This is a genomic window from Bradyrhizobium sp. S3.2.6 (genome assembly GCF_040546885.1).
GTDB lineage: Bacteria > Pseudomonadota > Alphaproteobacteria > Rhizobiales > Xanthobacteraceae > Bradyrhizobium > Bradyrhizobium cytisi.
Genome location: NZ_JBEPOS010000016.1, coordinates 164,855 through 179,844 on the forward strand (window position 1 = coordinate 164,855; position 14,990 = coordinate 179,844).

Annotated in this window: 16 protein-coding genes; 10 read left to right on the forward strand and 6 right to left on the reverse strand. The window is 63.2% G+C overall.

The annotated features are described in order from the left end of the window. The first annotated feature begins 113 nt into the window (after positions 1-113). Together ABID58_RS25530 and ABID58_RS25535 are read left to right on the forward strand one after the other, a co-directional pair. Positions 114-1,358: a FecR family protein gene (locus tag ABID58_RS25530; RefSeq protein ID WP_354035481.1), complete on the forward strand. Its 1,245-nt coding sequence runs from the start codon at positions 114-116 to the stop codon at positions 1,356-1,358. 85 nt (positions 1,359-1,443) lie between these two features. Beyond that, positions 1,444-4,188: an EAL domain-containing protein gene (locus ABID58_RS25535; protein ID WP_354035482.1), complete on the forward strand. Its 2,745-nt coding sequence runs from the start codon at positions 1,444-1,446 to the stop codon at positions 4,186-4,188. A gap of 17 nt (positions 4,189-4,205) precedes the next feature. Here ABID58_RS25535 and ABID58_RS25540 read toward each other — a convergent pair whose 3' ends face one another. Next, complete coding sequence (locus ABID58_RS25540; RefSeq protein ID WP_148753433.1) at positions 4,206-4,466, reverse strand: hypothetical protein; 261 nt, start codon at positions 4,464-4,466, stop codon at positions 4,206-4,208. Between the two features lie 194 nt (positions 4,467-4,660). Between ABID58_RS25540 and rocF the strand changes: the two genes are divergently transcribed. From rocF to ABID58_RS25560, 4 genes are all read left to right on the forward strand, one after another. Continuing rightward, positions 4,661-5,638, forward strand: a complete 978-nt coding sequence (gene rocF / locus ABID58_RS25545; RefSeq protein WP_354035483.1) for an arginase — start codon at positions 4,661-4,663, stop codon at positions 5,636-5,638. A 160-nt stretch (positions 5,639-5,798) separates the two neighbouring features. Further along, the gene (gene soxC, locus ABID58_RS25550) at positions 5,799-7,070 is read left to right on the forward strand and encodes a sulfite dehydrogenase (protein ID WP_354035484.1); all 1,272 of its coding nucleotides are present in this window, start codon (positions 5,799-5,801) and stop codon (positions 7,068-7,070) included. After that, on the forward strand, positions 7,057-7,596 hold the full coding sequence (locus ABID58_RS25555; RefSeq protein ID WP_354035485.1) for a c-type cytochrome: 540 nt from the start codon (positions 7,057-7,059) through the stop codon (positions 7,594-7,596). Before soxC ends, ABID58_RS25555 begins: the two co-directional genes overlap by 14 nt. A gap of 114 nt (positions 7,597-7,710) precedes the next feature. Beyond that, positions 7,711-7,995, forward strand: coding sequence for a hypothetical protein (locus tag ABID58_RS25560; protein WP_502916431.1), 285 nt, complete (start codon positions 7,711-7,713; stop codon positions 7,993-7,995). A gap of 3 nt (positions 7,996-7,998) precedes the next feature. Here ABID58_RS25560 and ABID58_RS25565 read toward each other — a convergent pair whose 3' ends face one another. The 3 genes from ABID58_RS25565 to ABID58_RS25575 form a co-directional block, all read right to left on the reverse strand. Beyond that, entirely contained in the window at positions 7,999-9,213 is a 1,215-nt protein-coding gene (locus tag ABID58_RS25565) for a mandelate racemase/muconate lactonizing enzyme family protein (protein ID WP_354035487.1), read from the reverse strand. Between the two features lie 127 nt (positions 9,214-9,340). Beyond that, positions 9,341-10,591 (reverse strand): NRAMP family divalent metal transporter, encoded by a 1,251-nt coding sequence (locus ABID58_RS25570; protein WP_148753427.1) that lies wholly within the window; start codon positions 10,589-10,591, stop codon positions 9,341-9,343. Positions 10,592-10,872: 281 nt separating this feature from the next. Continuing rightward, on the reverse strand, positions 10,873-11,058 hold the full coding sequence (locus tag ABID58_RS25575) for a hypothetical protein (RefSeq protein WP_148753489.1): 186 nt from the start codon (positions 11,056-11,058) through the stop codon (positions 10,873-10,875). A 244-nt stretch (positions 11,059-11,302) separates the two neighbouring features. Here ABID58_RS25575 and ABID58_RS25580 point away from each other — a divergent pair, with 244 nt between their 5' ends. The 4 genes from ABID58_RS25580 to ABID58_RS25595 all read left to right on the forward strand — a co-directional run bounded on the left by ABID58_RS25580 (position 11,303) and on the right by ABID58_RS25595 (position 13,051). After that, on the forward strand, positions 11,303-11,563 hold the full coding sequence (locus ABID58_RS25580; protein ID WP_354035488.1) for a hypothetical protein: 261 nt from the start codon (positions 11,303-11,305) through the stop codon (positions 11,561-11,563). A gap of 260 nt (positions 11,564-11,823) precedes the next feature. Further along, entirely contained in the window at positions 11,824-12,072 is a 249-nt protein-coding gene (locus ABID58_RS25585) for a hypothetical protein (protein WP_354035489.1), read from the forward strand. Between the two features lie 107 nt (positions 12,073-12,179). Continuing rightward, positions 12,180-12,428, forward strand: coding sequence for a hypothetical protein (locus ABID58_RS25590; RefSeq protein WP_354035490.1), 249 nt, complete (start codon positions 12,180-12,182; stop codon positions 12,426-12,428). Between the two features lie 401 nt (positions 12,429-12,829). Beyond that, positions 12,830-13,051 carry a hypothetical protein gene (locus ABID58_RS25595; protein ID WP_148749740.1) on the forward strand — a complete coding sequence of 74 codons (222 nt, stop codon included), beginning with the start codon at positions 12,830-12,832 and terminating at the stop codon, positions 13,049-13,051. 819 nt (positions 13,052-13,870) lie between these two features. Here the strand turns inward: ABID58_RS25595 and ABID58_RS25600 are convergent. Continuing rightward, entirely contained in the window at positions 13,871-14,125 is a 255-nt protein-coding gene (locus ABID58_RS25600; protein WP_148749741.1) for a DUF3551 domain-containing protein, read from the reverse strand. Between the two features lie 91 nt (positions 14,126-14,216). Further along, positions 14,217-14,867: an SOS response-associated peptidase gene (locus tag ABID58_RS25605; RefSeq protein ID WP_354035500.1), complete on the reverse strand. Its 651-nt coding sequence runs from the start codon at positions 14,865-14,867 to the stop codon at positions 14,217-14,219. Positions 14,868-14,990 lie beyond the last annotated feature (123 nt).

Sequence of the window (14,990 nt, forward strand, 5' to 3'; positions counted from 1 at the left end):
TTATGGTCAACTATTGGTTAATGCGGCCGCCGGACTCCAGGCGTCCTGCTAAGCCAATCTTGAGTGATTTCGGATACGCATCAGGCTCGCAGCAACTCAGACTGAGGGTCATCATGCTTGTTCGAATTGGAATGCGGTGCGCCGTGATGGCAGCGCTGATCCTGGGAACGGCATCGGGTGCATCCGCTGCGGATGACGGCGTCTGGTCGGTCAGCAAGTCATCGGGCGAGGTCTGGCTCGCCACCAATGGCGCCCAGCAGGTGTCGTTGAATCAGCAGGAGACTCTGAAGCCGGGCGATACCATCCGCACCGGGCGGAACGGGCGCGTGCTGCTCCTTCGCGGCGAAGAGACCATTTTGATCTCCCCCAACTCGGTGGTCGGTGTGCCGACCGAGAAGAAGGAGGGACTTTCGACCACCATCATCCAGCAGGCGGGTTCGATCCTGCTCGAGGTCGAGAAGCGTAACGTCAGGCATTTCGAGGTCGAGACGCCCTATCTCGCCGCCGTGGTCAAGGGCACGCATTTCAGCGTCACGGTGGGCGCAGGCAGCACCAAAGTCGGCGTGCTCCGCGGCCAGGTCGAAGTTTCCGATTTCAGGACGGGGCAGCTTGCCCAGGTCATGCCGGGGCAGGTGGCCACTGCCTTCGAGCACGGCAAGCCCGGTCTCAGCCTGAGCGGTGCCGGCACGTTCAATCCGATCGAGCAAGGCAAGCCGCGCGCGTCGATGATCGAGCGTGTGCCCGTGCCGAAGTCGGGCCTGTCGGCGCCGCGCGATGCGGGAGGCGGCCATGCGATCCATGCGCTTGGTACGATCGACAAGGGCACCAAGACAGCCGGCGCGCCGACGCAGTCGCGTCAGGTGAGCGAGACTCACGCACCGAAGGCCGGCGTCGTGCGTATCTCGAGCTCGCTCGGCGAGGTCAAGCTGAACTTTCACAAGGTCACGCACGGGCTGGCCCACGACGCCGTCGCGCCGAGGCGGGTGCGTAACGCGCATGCCGGCACCGACACGGTGTGGAGCGATAGCAAGTCGAGCACGACGACCACTGCCGCGAATAGCTCCACCGTCACGGCGGTCACCGTGAGCAGCAGCGCTTCTGCAGCCAGCGGAACATCGACTCCGTCGAGTGCGACGACAACCGTTGCGACCACCGCCGGGTCCACCAGTGATGCGCTTGGTGGCAGCTCTGGAAGCGGAACCGGCGGGACAAGCGCGACCGGCAACGGCAACAGCGGCAACGGCAATAACGGGAACGGTAATAGCGGGAACGGTAATAGCGGGAACGGCAACAGCGGCAACGGAAATGGAAATAGCGGCAATAATGGCAACCACTACGGTTGGTACAAGCATCACTAGGGCCGTGCCGTCGTAAAGGGGCGCACGTAAAGGGGCACGTAAAGGGGCACCTGGCGGCGAGCGCCGTCGGTGCGGGGGAAGCAAGGTGAAACACTATCGGCCACATATCCTCGTCGTGATCGCTCTGGCAGTCGTGCTGTCCACGGGATGGCACGGCTCGCTTCGCAATGCGCTGACTGATCTGCGCTTTGCCTGGGAGTCGCGGGCGGCCAGCGGCAACGTGGTCGTCGTGGCTATCGACGCGCCTTCGATCGATCGGATCGGCGTGTGGCCCTGGCCGCGCAGCCTGCACGCTGACCTCCTGCACAGGCTCGAGGCCGCCGGTGCGCAGGAAGTGGCTTTCGACATCGATTTCAGCACGCCGTCGGATCCGGGCTCCGACGAGGCCTTCCTCACAGCGCTTCGAGAGGTTGGCGGCTCGACGATTCTGCCGTCCTTCAAGCAGCCGACACCAAATGGTGGCGCGGCTCACATCAATCGTCCGCTGAAGCTGTTCGGCAACCAGTCGTGGCCGGCCGTCGTCAATGTCGCCGTCGAATCCGATGGGCTCGTTCGCCGCTATCCGGTCGGGGAGAAGCTCGGCGATGCGCAGATGCCGTCGATGGCCATCGTGTTGGCCGGGCAGGACGCCAATCGGCGGCCGCCTTTTCTGATCGACTTCAGCATTCGTGCGACGTCTATCCCGAGTGTTTCCTATGCCGATGTGCTGCGGGGCGATGCCGCGACCCTCGACAGGCTGAGGGACAAGAAGGTCATCGTCGGTGCTACGGCACTCGAGCTGGGGGACCGGTTCAGCGTTCCAAATGGCCGTATCGTCCCGGGACCCGTGCTCCAGGCGTTGGCGACAGAATCGGTCCTGCAGAGCCGCATGCTGCGCTGGACGTCCGATGCCGGCATGATTGCTGGTCTTGGCGCGATCTGCCTGCTGATGATGTATTCATGGCGCCGCGTCGCACCGGGTTTCCGCGTCGCGATCCTGGTCGCAGCCGGAGCAGGGATCGAACTGACTGCGGTGCTTGTACAGGAGCGCTGGCCGCTTGTCATCGACACGTCGCTGTTCCACATCGCGATCGTCGCCTATCTGACGGCGATCGCGCTGGACGAGATCGATTTCCGCAGTCTGCTGGGTCGCATCGCCGAAAGCCGATTTCATCGCATCGCGATGTCGCTCGGCGACGGTCTGGTCTGCACCGACGAAGATCACCGGATCACGGTCTGGAATCCCGGCGCGAGCGCGGTCTTTGGCTACATGCCGACCGAGATCATCGGTCGCCCGTTCGAAACGCTTTGCGCAGTACCGGTGGAGGCAGGCACAAGGACCTTCGCCATGCGCGACGCTGCGCGCCAGGCGCTGCTGGTCCCCGGCGGAGCCGTGGTCGTCGAGTTCGAGGGCCGGCGCAAGAATGGCGAAACGTTCGCGGTCGAGGCGAGTTTCTCGGGTTGGCAAGGAACGGAAGGTTTCCAATACGGCGCGATCCTGCGCGATATCTCCGTACGCAAGCGCGAGGCCGAACGCGTCAGATATCTCGCCGAGTATGATGCGCTGACTGGTCTCGTTAACCGCAACACGCTGCATGCGGGACTCGCCACCCTGATTGTTGCGGCGGAGCGGCGGTCCTCCGAAGTCGCGCTGCTCGTGCTGGGACTCGATGGTTTTCAGCAGATCAACAACATGCTTGGACACTCGATCGGCGATCTCGTGCTGCGGGCGGTCGCTGAACGCCTGCGGACCGAGGTCGATGGCAAGGCGGTGGTGGCGCGGCTCAGCGGCGACGAATTTGCGATTGCGCTGGATTGTGTGGAGAGCCATGAGCTGATTGCCGCGTTCGCTGAGCGGATTGCGCGCGCGTTCGAGGCGCCGCTGGTGACCGGCGCGCGACAGCACCGCGTCAGGATCAGCATCGGCGTCGCCGCCTATCCGGAGGGCGGACAGAGCGCGGATGATCTCCTGAGCAACGGTCATCTGGCGCTGAGCCGCGCCAAGGCGACCCGGCGTGGTAGCCATGTGATCTTCGAGAGCGCGATCAGGCAGGAGCTGGAGAACCGGCTGACGCTGGAGAGTGAACTGGCGCTTGCCGCCGACCGCGGCGAGTTCGAGCTGTTCTACCAACCTCAGGTTCGCCTGATCGACGGCGGCCTGATTGGGGCCGAAGCGCTGATTCGCTGGCGGCACCCGGTGCGCGGCTATGTCTCGCCCGGAGAGTTCATGCCGGTGGTCAACACCTCGGCCCTGTCCGAGCGGATCGCGAACTGGGTGATGGAGACCGCCGGCCGGCAGGCGCGCGCGTGGGAGCTGTCGGGCAACGCTGTCCGCGTCGCAATCAACCTCTCGCCCTCGCAGCTCCACTCCGGCGATCTCGCGCATTCAGTTGCGGAGTTGCTGAGAACGACGGGGCTAACCCCCTCGCTGCTCGAGATCGAAGTCACCGAGGACATCCTGCTGCACGACGAGGGCCGCGTGCTCGACATGTTCAAGCGGATCCAGCAGCTCGGCGTGCGTATCCTGTTCGACGATTTCGGAACGGGCTATGCAAGCCTGAGCTACCTGAAGAAGTTTCCACTCGACGGGCTCAAGATCGATCGCTCGTTCGTGCTCGATCTGCTCGCAGATTCCGACGACGCGGCGATCGTCGGCTCAACCATAGGCCTCAGCAAACAGCTCGGTCTTACGGTCGTTGCCGAAGGTATTGAGAATCGCGCCACCGCGGATTTCCTGGTCAGCATAGGCTGCGAGGAAGGGCAGGGCTACTTCTTCGGCCGTCCGATGCCTGCCGACGCGTTCGAGAAGCAGTTTTTGGCGGCCGAGCTGAAAGCCGTCAGCGCCGCCTAAGCGCGCCTGTTCTGGTGCTAGCGCCGGCGCCCAACCGCTACGCCAAAGAGGAAGGCGACGAACAGGCTGGCCAAGGGCGCTTCGCGCGTGATCGCCGCCACTGTCGAGAGCGGCCGTCCGGGTTTTCGCGCTTCATCGATCGCGTAGGTGAGGCGATCGACGGCTGCACGCAAGCCGCCTGCGACCTCGCCGATGGTGTGGGACACGTCGGTCGCCGCATCGATGGCGCGCTCGGCCATGCCCGGCTGGGGATGGGGCTGCGGTATGTCCGTGCTCAAGCGCGACCTCCAGACCTGACGAAGAAATTGAGGCCGGCGCCTTTGGCTATCCGCGACAGGCGCCGTTTTGAACGGCGGGTACCGGCCTTGCCAAAGAAAATGCGGCGTCCGGGATTTAGTTCCGGCCCCCCGTGAAACGACGGATGCGAATCTCTGTTACGCTGGTGCAGCCTTGCTGACCTCAGGAGATTGCCGTGACCGATCGAACCATCGAGGATCGAGCCCGGCGCATCGCGTTGCTGGGCGCGCCCATCGATATGGGCGCTTCCCAGCGCGGCACCTTGATGGGCCCCGCGGCGCTGCGGACCGCCGGCCTTGCAATGCTGCTTGAAAGCCTGGATTTCGAAGTCGTCGACTACGGCGATCTCTCTGTGGCCGAGGTCAGGGATCTCGCCGACAGGCCGCCGGAGAAGGCCAATCATTACCGCGAAATCCAGCGCTGGACGCGCATGCTCAGCCGCCGCGGCTATGAGATCGCGCAAACCGGTGCCCTGCCGATCTTCCTCGGGGGCGATCACACGCTGTCGATGGGTTCGGTCAATGCGATGGCGCGGCACTGGCAGGAGCGCGGACGCGAGCTGTTCGTGCTCTGGCTCGACGCCCATGCCGACTACAATACGCCGGAGACGACGATCACAGCCAATATGCATGGCATGTCGGCGGCATTCTTGTGCGGCGAGGCTGGCCTTGATGGCCTCCTGGGTAATGATCCGCGCGCCTCGATTGATCCTGATAGACTCGACCTGTTCGGTGCGCGTTCAATCGACAAGCTCGAAAAGGAGCTGATGCGCGCACGCCGGATCAGAGTTGTCGACATGCGCCAGATCGACGAGTTCGGCGTCGCGGTGCTGATCCGGCGCGTCATCGAACGTGTCAAGGCGAGCAACGGCGTGCTGCATGTCAGCTTCGATGTCGATTTTCTTGATCCTTGCGTAGCGCCGGGTGTCGGCACCACGGTCCCAGGAGGGGCGACCTATCGCGAGGCACATTTGATCATGGAGTTGCTGCACGATTCCGGCGTGGTGGGATCGGTCGACATTGTCGAGCTGAATCCGTTTCTGGACGAGCGCGGCCGCACTGCACGCACCGCGGTCGAACTGATCGGCAGCCTGTTCGGCCAGCAGATCACAGATCGGCCGACACCCAGCAATGCAATCGCGCCGGGTGAGTGACACGCGAGCCATTTGTGCATCGCAAAGCATGGAACTGCTGCCGCTGCCGGCGGATTTAGGTCAATCCTGATTGAAATCGGCTGCGTTTGAAACGCACGCGGATTGCAAATGTGCTTCGCGGAAGGTTTCATGCGGGCCGAGCTTCATCCGAGGGTCCGCTATGAGCAGCACGATTGACACCCCCGACAAATCCGCAACGACAACGCGTCGTCGCTTCCTGAAAGGGAGCGGCGCCGTGGCCGGTGGCGTTGTCCTATCAGCCGGTGCCTCAGCCGCCGCGGAGACCGAAAATCTTCCGCCCAACATTCCGGATTGGATGAAAGCGCCGGGCGATCCGATGGGAAGCCAGCCTTACGGCGCGCCGTCGCCGTTCGAGAAGGGCGTCGTCAAGAACATCTCGAAGAACCTCAAACAATACATCTCCGCGTCCGGCCGGACACCATTGCAGGAGCTCGACGGCATCATCACGCCGAATGGCCTGTTCTACGAGCGGCATCACGGCGGTGTCCCGACAATCGACCCGGCGCAACACCGGCTGATGCTTCACGGTCTTGTCGAAAAGCCTCTGATCTTCACCATGGACGATCTGCGACGCTTCCCTTCGGAGTCGCGCATCCACTTTCTCGAATGTTCCGGTAATCCCGGTTACACCAAGCCCTATGGCAAGACTGCGTCGGACCTCGTCGGTCTGCTGAGCTGCGCCGAATGGACCGGCGTCAGCCTCAAGCGGGTGCTTCGGGAGGCCGTGCTGAAGCCGGAAGCCAAATGGATCATCGCTGAAGGCGCCGACGCGGCAGCGCTGACCCGAAGTATCCCCATCGAGAAATGCCTCGAGGATGCCATGCTCGTCTATAGCCAGAACGGCGAGCGGCTTCGTCCGCAGCAGGGTTATCCGTTGCGGCTGCTCCTGCCGGGGTTCGAAGGCAATATGAACGTGAAGTGGCTGCGGCGCCTGCACGTCACCGCAGAGCCCGCCTATTCGCGCGAGGAGACCTCGAAATACACCGACCTCCTGCCGGACGGCACGGCACGAGAGTTCTCTTTCTACATGGAGGCGAAGTCGATCATCACGCGTCCCTCGGGCGGCCAGCATCTCCATGCACCCGGGTTCCACGAAATCACCGGCATCGCCTGGAGCGGTCATGGCAAGATCAAGCGGGTGGAGGTGTCCGTCGATGACGGTAAGAGCTGGCAGGATGCGCAATTGCAGGAGCCGGTGCTGACCCGTGCCCTCACGCGCTTCCGCCTGCCCTGGCAATGGGACGGCAAGCCCGCCGTGATCCAGAGCCGCGCGATCGACGAAACAGGGTATGTGCAGCCGACGCTCGCCGAGCTGCTCGCGGTACGAGGCGAGAATTATTTCTACCACAACAACGCGATCTGGCCTTGGCGCGTCGCCGCCGACGGGGAGGTCACCAATGCGCTGGCGTGAGATCTGCGGCGTAGTCCTCGCGATCCTGCTCTGCACTTCAGTGAGCACCGCACGGGCGCAAAGTCCTTATGGCATCGGACGGCCCGCGACGGCGGCCGAGATCGCGGGCTGGAATATCGATGTCGGGCACGATGGCAGCAATCTGCCGAAGGGAAGCGGGTCGGTCAGTCATGGACGCGAGGTGTTCGCCCAGCAATGTGCGTCATGTCATGGCGACAACGGCGAGGGCGGATTAGGCGATCGCCTTGTCGGCGGCCAGGGCACGATCGGGACCGCCAAGCCGATCCGCACCGTCGGAAGCTACTGGCCTTATGCGCCGACATTGTTCGACTACATCCGTCGCGCCATGCCGCAGAACGCGCCGCAGTCGCTGAGCAATGAAGACGTGTACGCGGTGTCAGCCTACATCCTGAACTTGAATGGGTTGGTCGGAGCGGATGCGACGGTCGATGCCAAATCGCTCGCGGCGATCAAAATGCCGAACCGCGACAAGTTCGTCGGTGACGCGCGCCCCGACGTAAAGTGAACGAAGCGGAATAGTGAAGTTCCGGGCATTGGCTCGGAACTTGCTTAAGTGAGGTACGGAACTCGCGGGCCGCATTTGAATTAACCTGCGACAGGAAAAACGATGGATTTTTCGATGACAAGCGGCCGCTTCGCAAACTCCATGTCCTCAGCGCTTCGCCATCCCGGCGTCATCGCGCTGATTGTGGCCGGCGTGACGATTGCTGCAATGTTGATCGTCGATCACGGGCCGTGGAATCGCGCCAGGACCCAGCCGGCCCACGTTGCGATGTATGCGACCACGGGCGAAGCCGCCCGCGCGGCAGGCGCCAAGGTGCTTCCGACCGAACCAAAATCGGCGGTTGAGCCGGAGCGGCCGGGCCCGAAGACGTCCCCGACCATCAATCCGGTGACACCGTAACTCTCAGCTCTTGCGGCCGTAATTGAGGAGCCCGCCTGTGGTCTTCGGCGGATGGGCGCGAAGGGTCTCCTCGTTCGGCTCGGTGCCCCAGCCCGGACGGTCGGGAATGATCAGATGGCCGTTCTGGATCTCCGGCTCGTGCGTGAACAGCTCGCGGTCCCAGGCGAGACGATCGATGTCGATCTCCATGATGCGCAGGTTCGGTACCGCCGCGCAGAAATGAGCGTTCATCATCGAGCAGAGATGGCCGTAGAAATTATGCGGCGCGACGTTGACCTCGAAGACTTCCGCAGCTGAAGCGATTTTCATCGATTGCCACACGCCATTCCAGGGTGTGTCGATGATCGCCACATCCATCGCCTGCTCGTGGAAATAGGGCAGGAATTCGCGCAGGCCGAGTAGCGTCTCGCAGGACGAGATCGGATGCGGGCTCCGCCTGCGGATATAGCCGAGGGCTTGCGGGTTGAAGCTGTCAATCTCGATCCAGAACATGTCGAGATCGGCAATCGTGCGCAGGATCTTCAAGTAGCCTTCGGTCTTGGCGTTGAAGTTGCAGTCGAGCAGTATATCGACGTCGGGACCCGCGCCGTCGCGGATCGCTTCCAGATGCATGCGCAGGTCGCGCAGGATCTTGCGGTCGACATTGATCTCGGGCGCAAAGGGCGAGCCGAAGCCGGGCCGCCAGCCAGTCGGTTTGCCGTCGTCATAGGAAAAGATGTTGGTCTTGAGCGCGGTGAAGTCCTTCTCGCGCACCTCGCGGCCCATCGCCTTGACGCCGTCGAGATTTTCGATCGGCGGCTTGTACCAGGACGGATGATTGATCCGCCATGTCGCGCAATGCGACCAGTAGACCCGGACACGGTCGCGGATCTTGCCGCCGAGCAGTTCGTAGCAGGGCACGCCCAAGCATTTCGCCTTGGCATCGAGCAACGCATTCTCGATCGCGCCGAGTGCCTGCGCAACAACGCCGCCGGCGGCGGGACGTGTGGCGGCGAACAGCTCGGCATGGATGCGCTCGTGCTGGAAGACGTTCCGGCCGATGACGCGAGCGGAGAGGCGCTGGATCGCGGCGCCGACGCCGGGCGAGCCGAAGCCCTCGTCGAATTCGCTCCAGCCGACGATGCCGTCTTCCGTCGTCACCTTGACGAAATGGTAGTTTCTCCAGCCGGCGTCGCAGGCGAGGATCTCGAGACCTGTTGCTTTTGATGATGTTGTCATGTCGCTCCCTGTCGCCCCGCCGGGTGTTATTGGTTTTGTGTCCGGGTCGTAAGTCCGAGCCCAGCCACAATTGTTAGGCTAACGACGGCCTGCCGTGAAGCCCGCAAGCACTTGGCCAGGCGCCGCTCTAGCCGATCGCGGACGAGCCGAGCAGAGCGAGGACGGCCAGCGCCATCAGCGCGGTGCCGAGCCAGCCCAGCATGACGAGCCATGACCGGGCCTTGAAGCGCCCCATGATCTTCTCGTTCGAGACAATCAACATCATCATCGCCATGATGGGAACGGCGACGATGCCGTTGAGCACGGCGCTCCACACCAGCATGTGGATCGCGCTGATGCCGGTGAAGCCGAGACCGAAGCCGATCACGGTCGCGGCTGCGATGATGGTGTAGAAGCCGACCGCCTTCTCCGGCTTTGCCTCTAGCGTTGCACGCCAGCCGAAAATTTCCGCAACGCCATAAGCCGCCGAGCCCGCCAGCACCGGGATCGCCAACAGGCCCGTGCCGATGATGCCGAGCGCGAACAGCGCAAAGGTGAAGTCGCCGGCGAGCGGCCGCAGCGCCTCGGCCGCCTCCGTCGCCGAATTGATGTTGGTGACGCCGTTGGCGTTCAACACCGAGGCCGTGGTCAGGATGATGAAGAAGGCGATGCCGTTCGATAGCAGCATGCCAAGCGTGGTGTCGGCCTTGATGCGCGCGATCTCGGGATCGCCGCCGCGCTGCGTCTCCTCGCGTAGCGGCCGGTCGCGCTTGCCCTGGTTCATCTCCTCGACCTCCTGGGAGGCTTGCCAGAAGAAGAGATAGGGGCTGATGGTGGTGCCGAGGACCGCGACCACCATCATGAAATAATCGGCGTTGACGGTCGCCTTCGGCCACACCGTGGCAAGCAGCGCCGTGCTCCACGGGATCTTGACGGTGAAGGCGGTAGCGACATAGGCGAACAACGTCAGCGTCAAAAATTTCAGCACCGGCGAGTAGCGTCGATAGGGCACGAACACCTGGAGCAGGGTCGATCCGGCCGCGAAGATCAGCGCGTGCTCGTGGTTGAGTCCGCCGATGACCAGTGAGAGCGCCTCCGCCATCGCCGCGATGTCGGCGGCGATGTTGAAGGTGTTGGCGACGACGAGCAGCGCCACGAGCCCCATCACCATCCAGCGCGGCGCGAGCTGCATCACGTTGGCCGCAAGACCCTTGCCGGTGACGCGACCGATCTGCGCGCTGACGAGCTGAATGGCGATCATGAACGGGGTGGTGAGAAAGACTGTCCACAGCAGCCCGTAGCCGAATTGCGCGCCGGCCTGCGAATAGGTGGCGATGCCCGACGGATCGTCGTCGGCCGCGCCGGTGATCAGGCCGGGACCGAGCCGGCGCAGCAGCATCGGAGCGGACTTCGTCGGCGCATCGGCGCGGCCGTGCCTAGTGGGGCGATGTGGCGATCGGTTCGACAGGGCTCACCTTCCGGAAATTACGAATCCAAGGCTTAAGCGCCATCATAGTCGGAAAGTTCCCCGGCCGACGCGTGGTGTTGGAGCGTGGTACTATGCGGCCGCTGCCGCCGCCGTCCGCAAGGAGCCGACGACGTGGCCGGCCCGCTAGGCGCGTCGGTCAGGCGGCACGTTCGATCATCAAGCCAGCCTCCTGTCGGCGCCGGGCTTTCGTTTTATTTGATGCTGACGAACATGCCCCAGGCGGCGGCGAGCGCAGCGCCGGTGAAGACGACCACCGGATTCTCGCAGAAGGTGCTGCCGTAGCTGCACACGTTCGAGCCGAACTGGCCGAGCTCGTGATGGCTCGCGGAATAGAACAGTCCTGACAGTCCCAGCAATGCGGCGGCGACGTAGTACATCGCGCATCTCTCCTTGGAACGCGTGTGTGCCAGCATGGCGCGGACAGATTGCATTCTGCCGAATCCGCTACGTTGCATTCGATTAAAGTTTGACCCGTTGGGCAAAATATATCCCGATCGCGACCGCGATTGAACCTGCATCCTCTCCGGTGACACCAAGACAGGCAGAGCTGTTGCGACCTTGCCGGCCGAGAGGACATACGGCCCGGTCATCACAACGCCCGCCCCGAAAACGGATGTTGGCATGAACCCCGCTCTCGATCTGCTCTATCACGTCGCTGCGATCGGGATCAGCATCTATTGCGCCCGCAAGGCCTGGTATGGCTATGTCGAGCGAAAGATCCTGTTCGTCAGTGACGACTGGCTGGACTGGTCGCGGTGGTCGCGACAGGTGTTTGATCGCGACACCATGCCGATCCGGTACTGGATGCAGATGGTCGGCACCGCGTTCGGCGCGCTGCAGTGCCTCGCCGGTGCGATCATCGGGTGGCAGCCGCACGGCTGAGCATCCGCATGGCGTCCGGCGCGAACCGCCCGATGCTCCGTTGCGCATGCCGTCGGCGCACGAAACAGGTTTGAAACGCTCCTGAAACCAGATCGTCCTGAACGCCTTCGCCGCTCGCCCCGACCAACGGAGCGAAAAGGAGAAAGTCATGATCGAGGTCGGTTCGAAGGAAGAAGTCGCATTTTTGCTGGCGCTGTTCGGGACCCATACCCAGCCCGTCAGGATGCCGAAGCCGAAATCGCAGCAGAGCTGAGATTCCCATGCCGGGTTTGGCCGATTGCCTGAGCTTTCTGCGTCTGCTGATTGCGAGAGGAGATCCGAAAGGCATCCCGCTGGCGACGGGCGCCATCGATGATTATCTGGCGGTGGCGCCGGTCAGCGCACGCAGCCGCGGCCTGCGCGTGCTCCAGCAGGATGCGCTCGAGCTGCATGTCACGTCGGTCGGCGTGCAGCGCTCGTTCGCCGAGACGGTGGATGCTTATATCGAGCGGAAGCTGGCGGAGGAATGAGGGCTCGGGCTCTGGCTCCGTTGCCGCCAAACGCTGGCATCGCTCTTGCTGCATGAGGTCTTGATCCCGGCCCGGCCAATCGGACCGTTTCAGATTGAGGCGATCACATGCAGACAACGTCCCGTTACGAAGCGAACGCGCTCCACGCTCTGATCTCCGACCTGCGCTGGCGAATCCAGATGCTGGACAGCGACATTGTCGAGGAGGAGCGCAAGGCCGGCAATGCTGACCCCGGCAGTCCCACCTATTCGATGCTGGCTCTGGCCTTGCGGTCGCGCAGGGACAATCTGCGGGCCTCGATCGCCATGCTGCAGGGGCGCGAGGCGCGCGCGGCCGAATTGTCGCGCGCTGCGTGAGCGACTTTCGCGTCCTTCAAGTCGAACGAAAGCGACCGGATATCCCCGCCGCGCATCCGCGATCCGTCCCCGCGAGGCGGCTTACGCCGGCGGCCGCACGACCATGGTGGCTCCGTTAGGAACTTCCGGGTCCGACCCCGAATTGAGCGGGTGGCCGGTCTCGCCGCCGATTGACCGGCCTGGAATGGCGGCTCCGGCGCCCAAGCCCCCCGTCAGCGCCGGGGCCGTTTTCCGTATTTGACACGTCGGGCAAAACACCGACATGATGGCATCATCAAAAAGTTTGGTTCAGCCCGCGCGGAGCGATCCGCGGCGGGCTTTTTTGATTCCGGCGGGCAGCCTGACATGGCGTCCCGGAGGAACAGCCTGGGGCCCAGGCACTTGTACCGTCGGAGGAGTCCATGCTGACAGAAGCGCAGATCGCACTGCTCTGCGACATCGGCCAGTCCATCGCCTTCAGCGATGAGAACAGGGAAGAGCTGCTCGAGCTCATCACCGCCGGCTACGTGCAAAAGGTCGGCGACACCTGCGAGCTCACCGCCAAGGGAGAGGGGGCCGTGGTGGATCACCGTGCCGGATTGAACGAGGCCGTGATGGCGGTTTGGTCGCTTAGCAATCGCTAAGGCGTTTGACGCGTCGGGCAAAACACTGGCAGAATGGCATCATCGGAAAAGTCCGGTTCAGCCCACGCGGAGCAATCCGCAGCGGGCTTTCCCGTCTTGGTTCGCCGGCAGACCGCGCCGCCCTCAATCATCTCCCGACAGATCGCCGCGCTTCGTCGGCATGTCGAGCGTGCCGCCGTCGCCGTGAACGAAGGTCTCTGCCTTGGTCTTGTCGGCGTCGGCGATGATCGCCTCTCGCGTGTCGCGTTCGCTGTCCTTGCGCGGCTCGGGCTCCGGCAGATTGCGCGAGGTTTTTTTGTGTCATGGGTTTTTGTGTCATGGCCGATCCTCCGCGGAAATGGCCCTTGGAGACGGCGGCCCTACCAGGGCTCCCGGTTGTGCGCTTTCCAACTAATAAGGGTTGAGCACACTCTCGAGAAATTGCTCCTTTTCGCCAGGCGCATAACCCTGACAGGAGCCGTAATACGCTTCCGGCCTGCTACAGGGGTCGGCGGACCGGTCGTATTGACGCGGCGCATAGGCAAAGCCCGAGGCTCGACCTGATGGGTACATGTGGTGATGGGGACGAAGCACCGCGTGCCGGTGCCCATGATGCACACTTGCCGCGTTCGCGACCCCGCACAGGCTTATCAAAACGCTCAAGGCCAGAATCGAACGCATCGCCTTTTTCCTGAGGGAGTTTCGCCCCGCCGGCTCAATGATTGCCGTGATGCAGCGTTCCAAAGGAACCCGGTTTCTTGCACCTATGCTTCCTCAGGTTCGCGAAACCCATCGTGAGTGTCCGTATCCGCCGGAATTTGCCTGGGGGCCGCCGCAGCCCTATCTGAATCGCGGACTGCGGTCCGGATGAGCCGGCCGTTGCACATAGGGGTTCGACAGGCACATGGCGGAAAGGCCCGCAGCGGTCGCTCTGCATTCGTCCCACGAAGCAAACTGGCAGGTGATATAGCTGGAGCCACCCCACTGCCATTTCTGCATGCACACCGGAGCATTTCCGGCGAACCGTTGAGCTGAGGCCGGAGTGGCCACAGCCATTGTGATCCCGACCAGGAGGAGAGTGGGAAGCGCGCGCATGATGGTACTCCGGGGGTTCGCGGTTGGAGGGAATAATCTCGAAAGAGATTTTCGACCGTTTCAAAGTCAAGCGCCAGAAGTCTTTTGCGCTCTAGCCTTGCGGCTGCCGATCTTCCTTTTCGGCTCCGCGAGCTACGATCTTGAGTTGCTCATCCGGTAAAGGCCGTTGAAGGATTTTCGCCTCATCCCACGGCGCTCGCAGCCACCTGTCTCCCTCTTCCGCCGTCGTCAGTATCACCGGCATGGCCTTCGGATGAATCGGCTCGACGACCGCATTCGGCGTCGTCGTGAGAAATCCATAGACCTGATGCGGCCCCGGAACGGGCTTTGACTTCGTACCGCGATCACCATTGAAGGTAGTCCAGATGCCGGCAAACGCGAACAGCGGTCGTGACTCCGCGAGCGCGAACCACACAACATCTTTCTTCTTCGTCTCCGGGTTCGGCTCCGGCGCGTATTCGGCAAAGCTGTTGACCGGCACGAGGCAGCGGTGCTCCGGCTTGAGGCAGGCGCGCCAGTGCGGGGAGGAGGTATTGCGAATGTTGGTCACGGGCGGGCCGCCGGTGCGCGGCGGAGGCGGCATGCCCCAGCGCATCATCACCATCTCGCGTTCGCTGTTGCCGGCATCGCGGATGACCGGCGCCGGATAATCCGGAAAAACGCCCGGCATCGGCGCGAGGTTGCCTTCATAGCGCCGGACAACGCGGAAGAGATCGGCGATCGCCGCCTGGTTGGTGGTGATCGAATAGACGTTATGCCGACGTCGGCATAATCTCTACTATGCCGACCTCGGGATTATGCCGACCATTGCCTCTGAACGGGCTCTGGCGGCGGCGATCGCTGCGTTGGGGTCGGCATAATCACA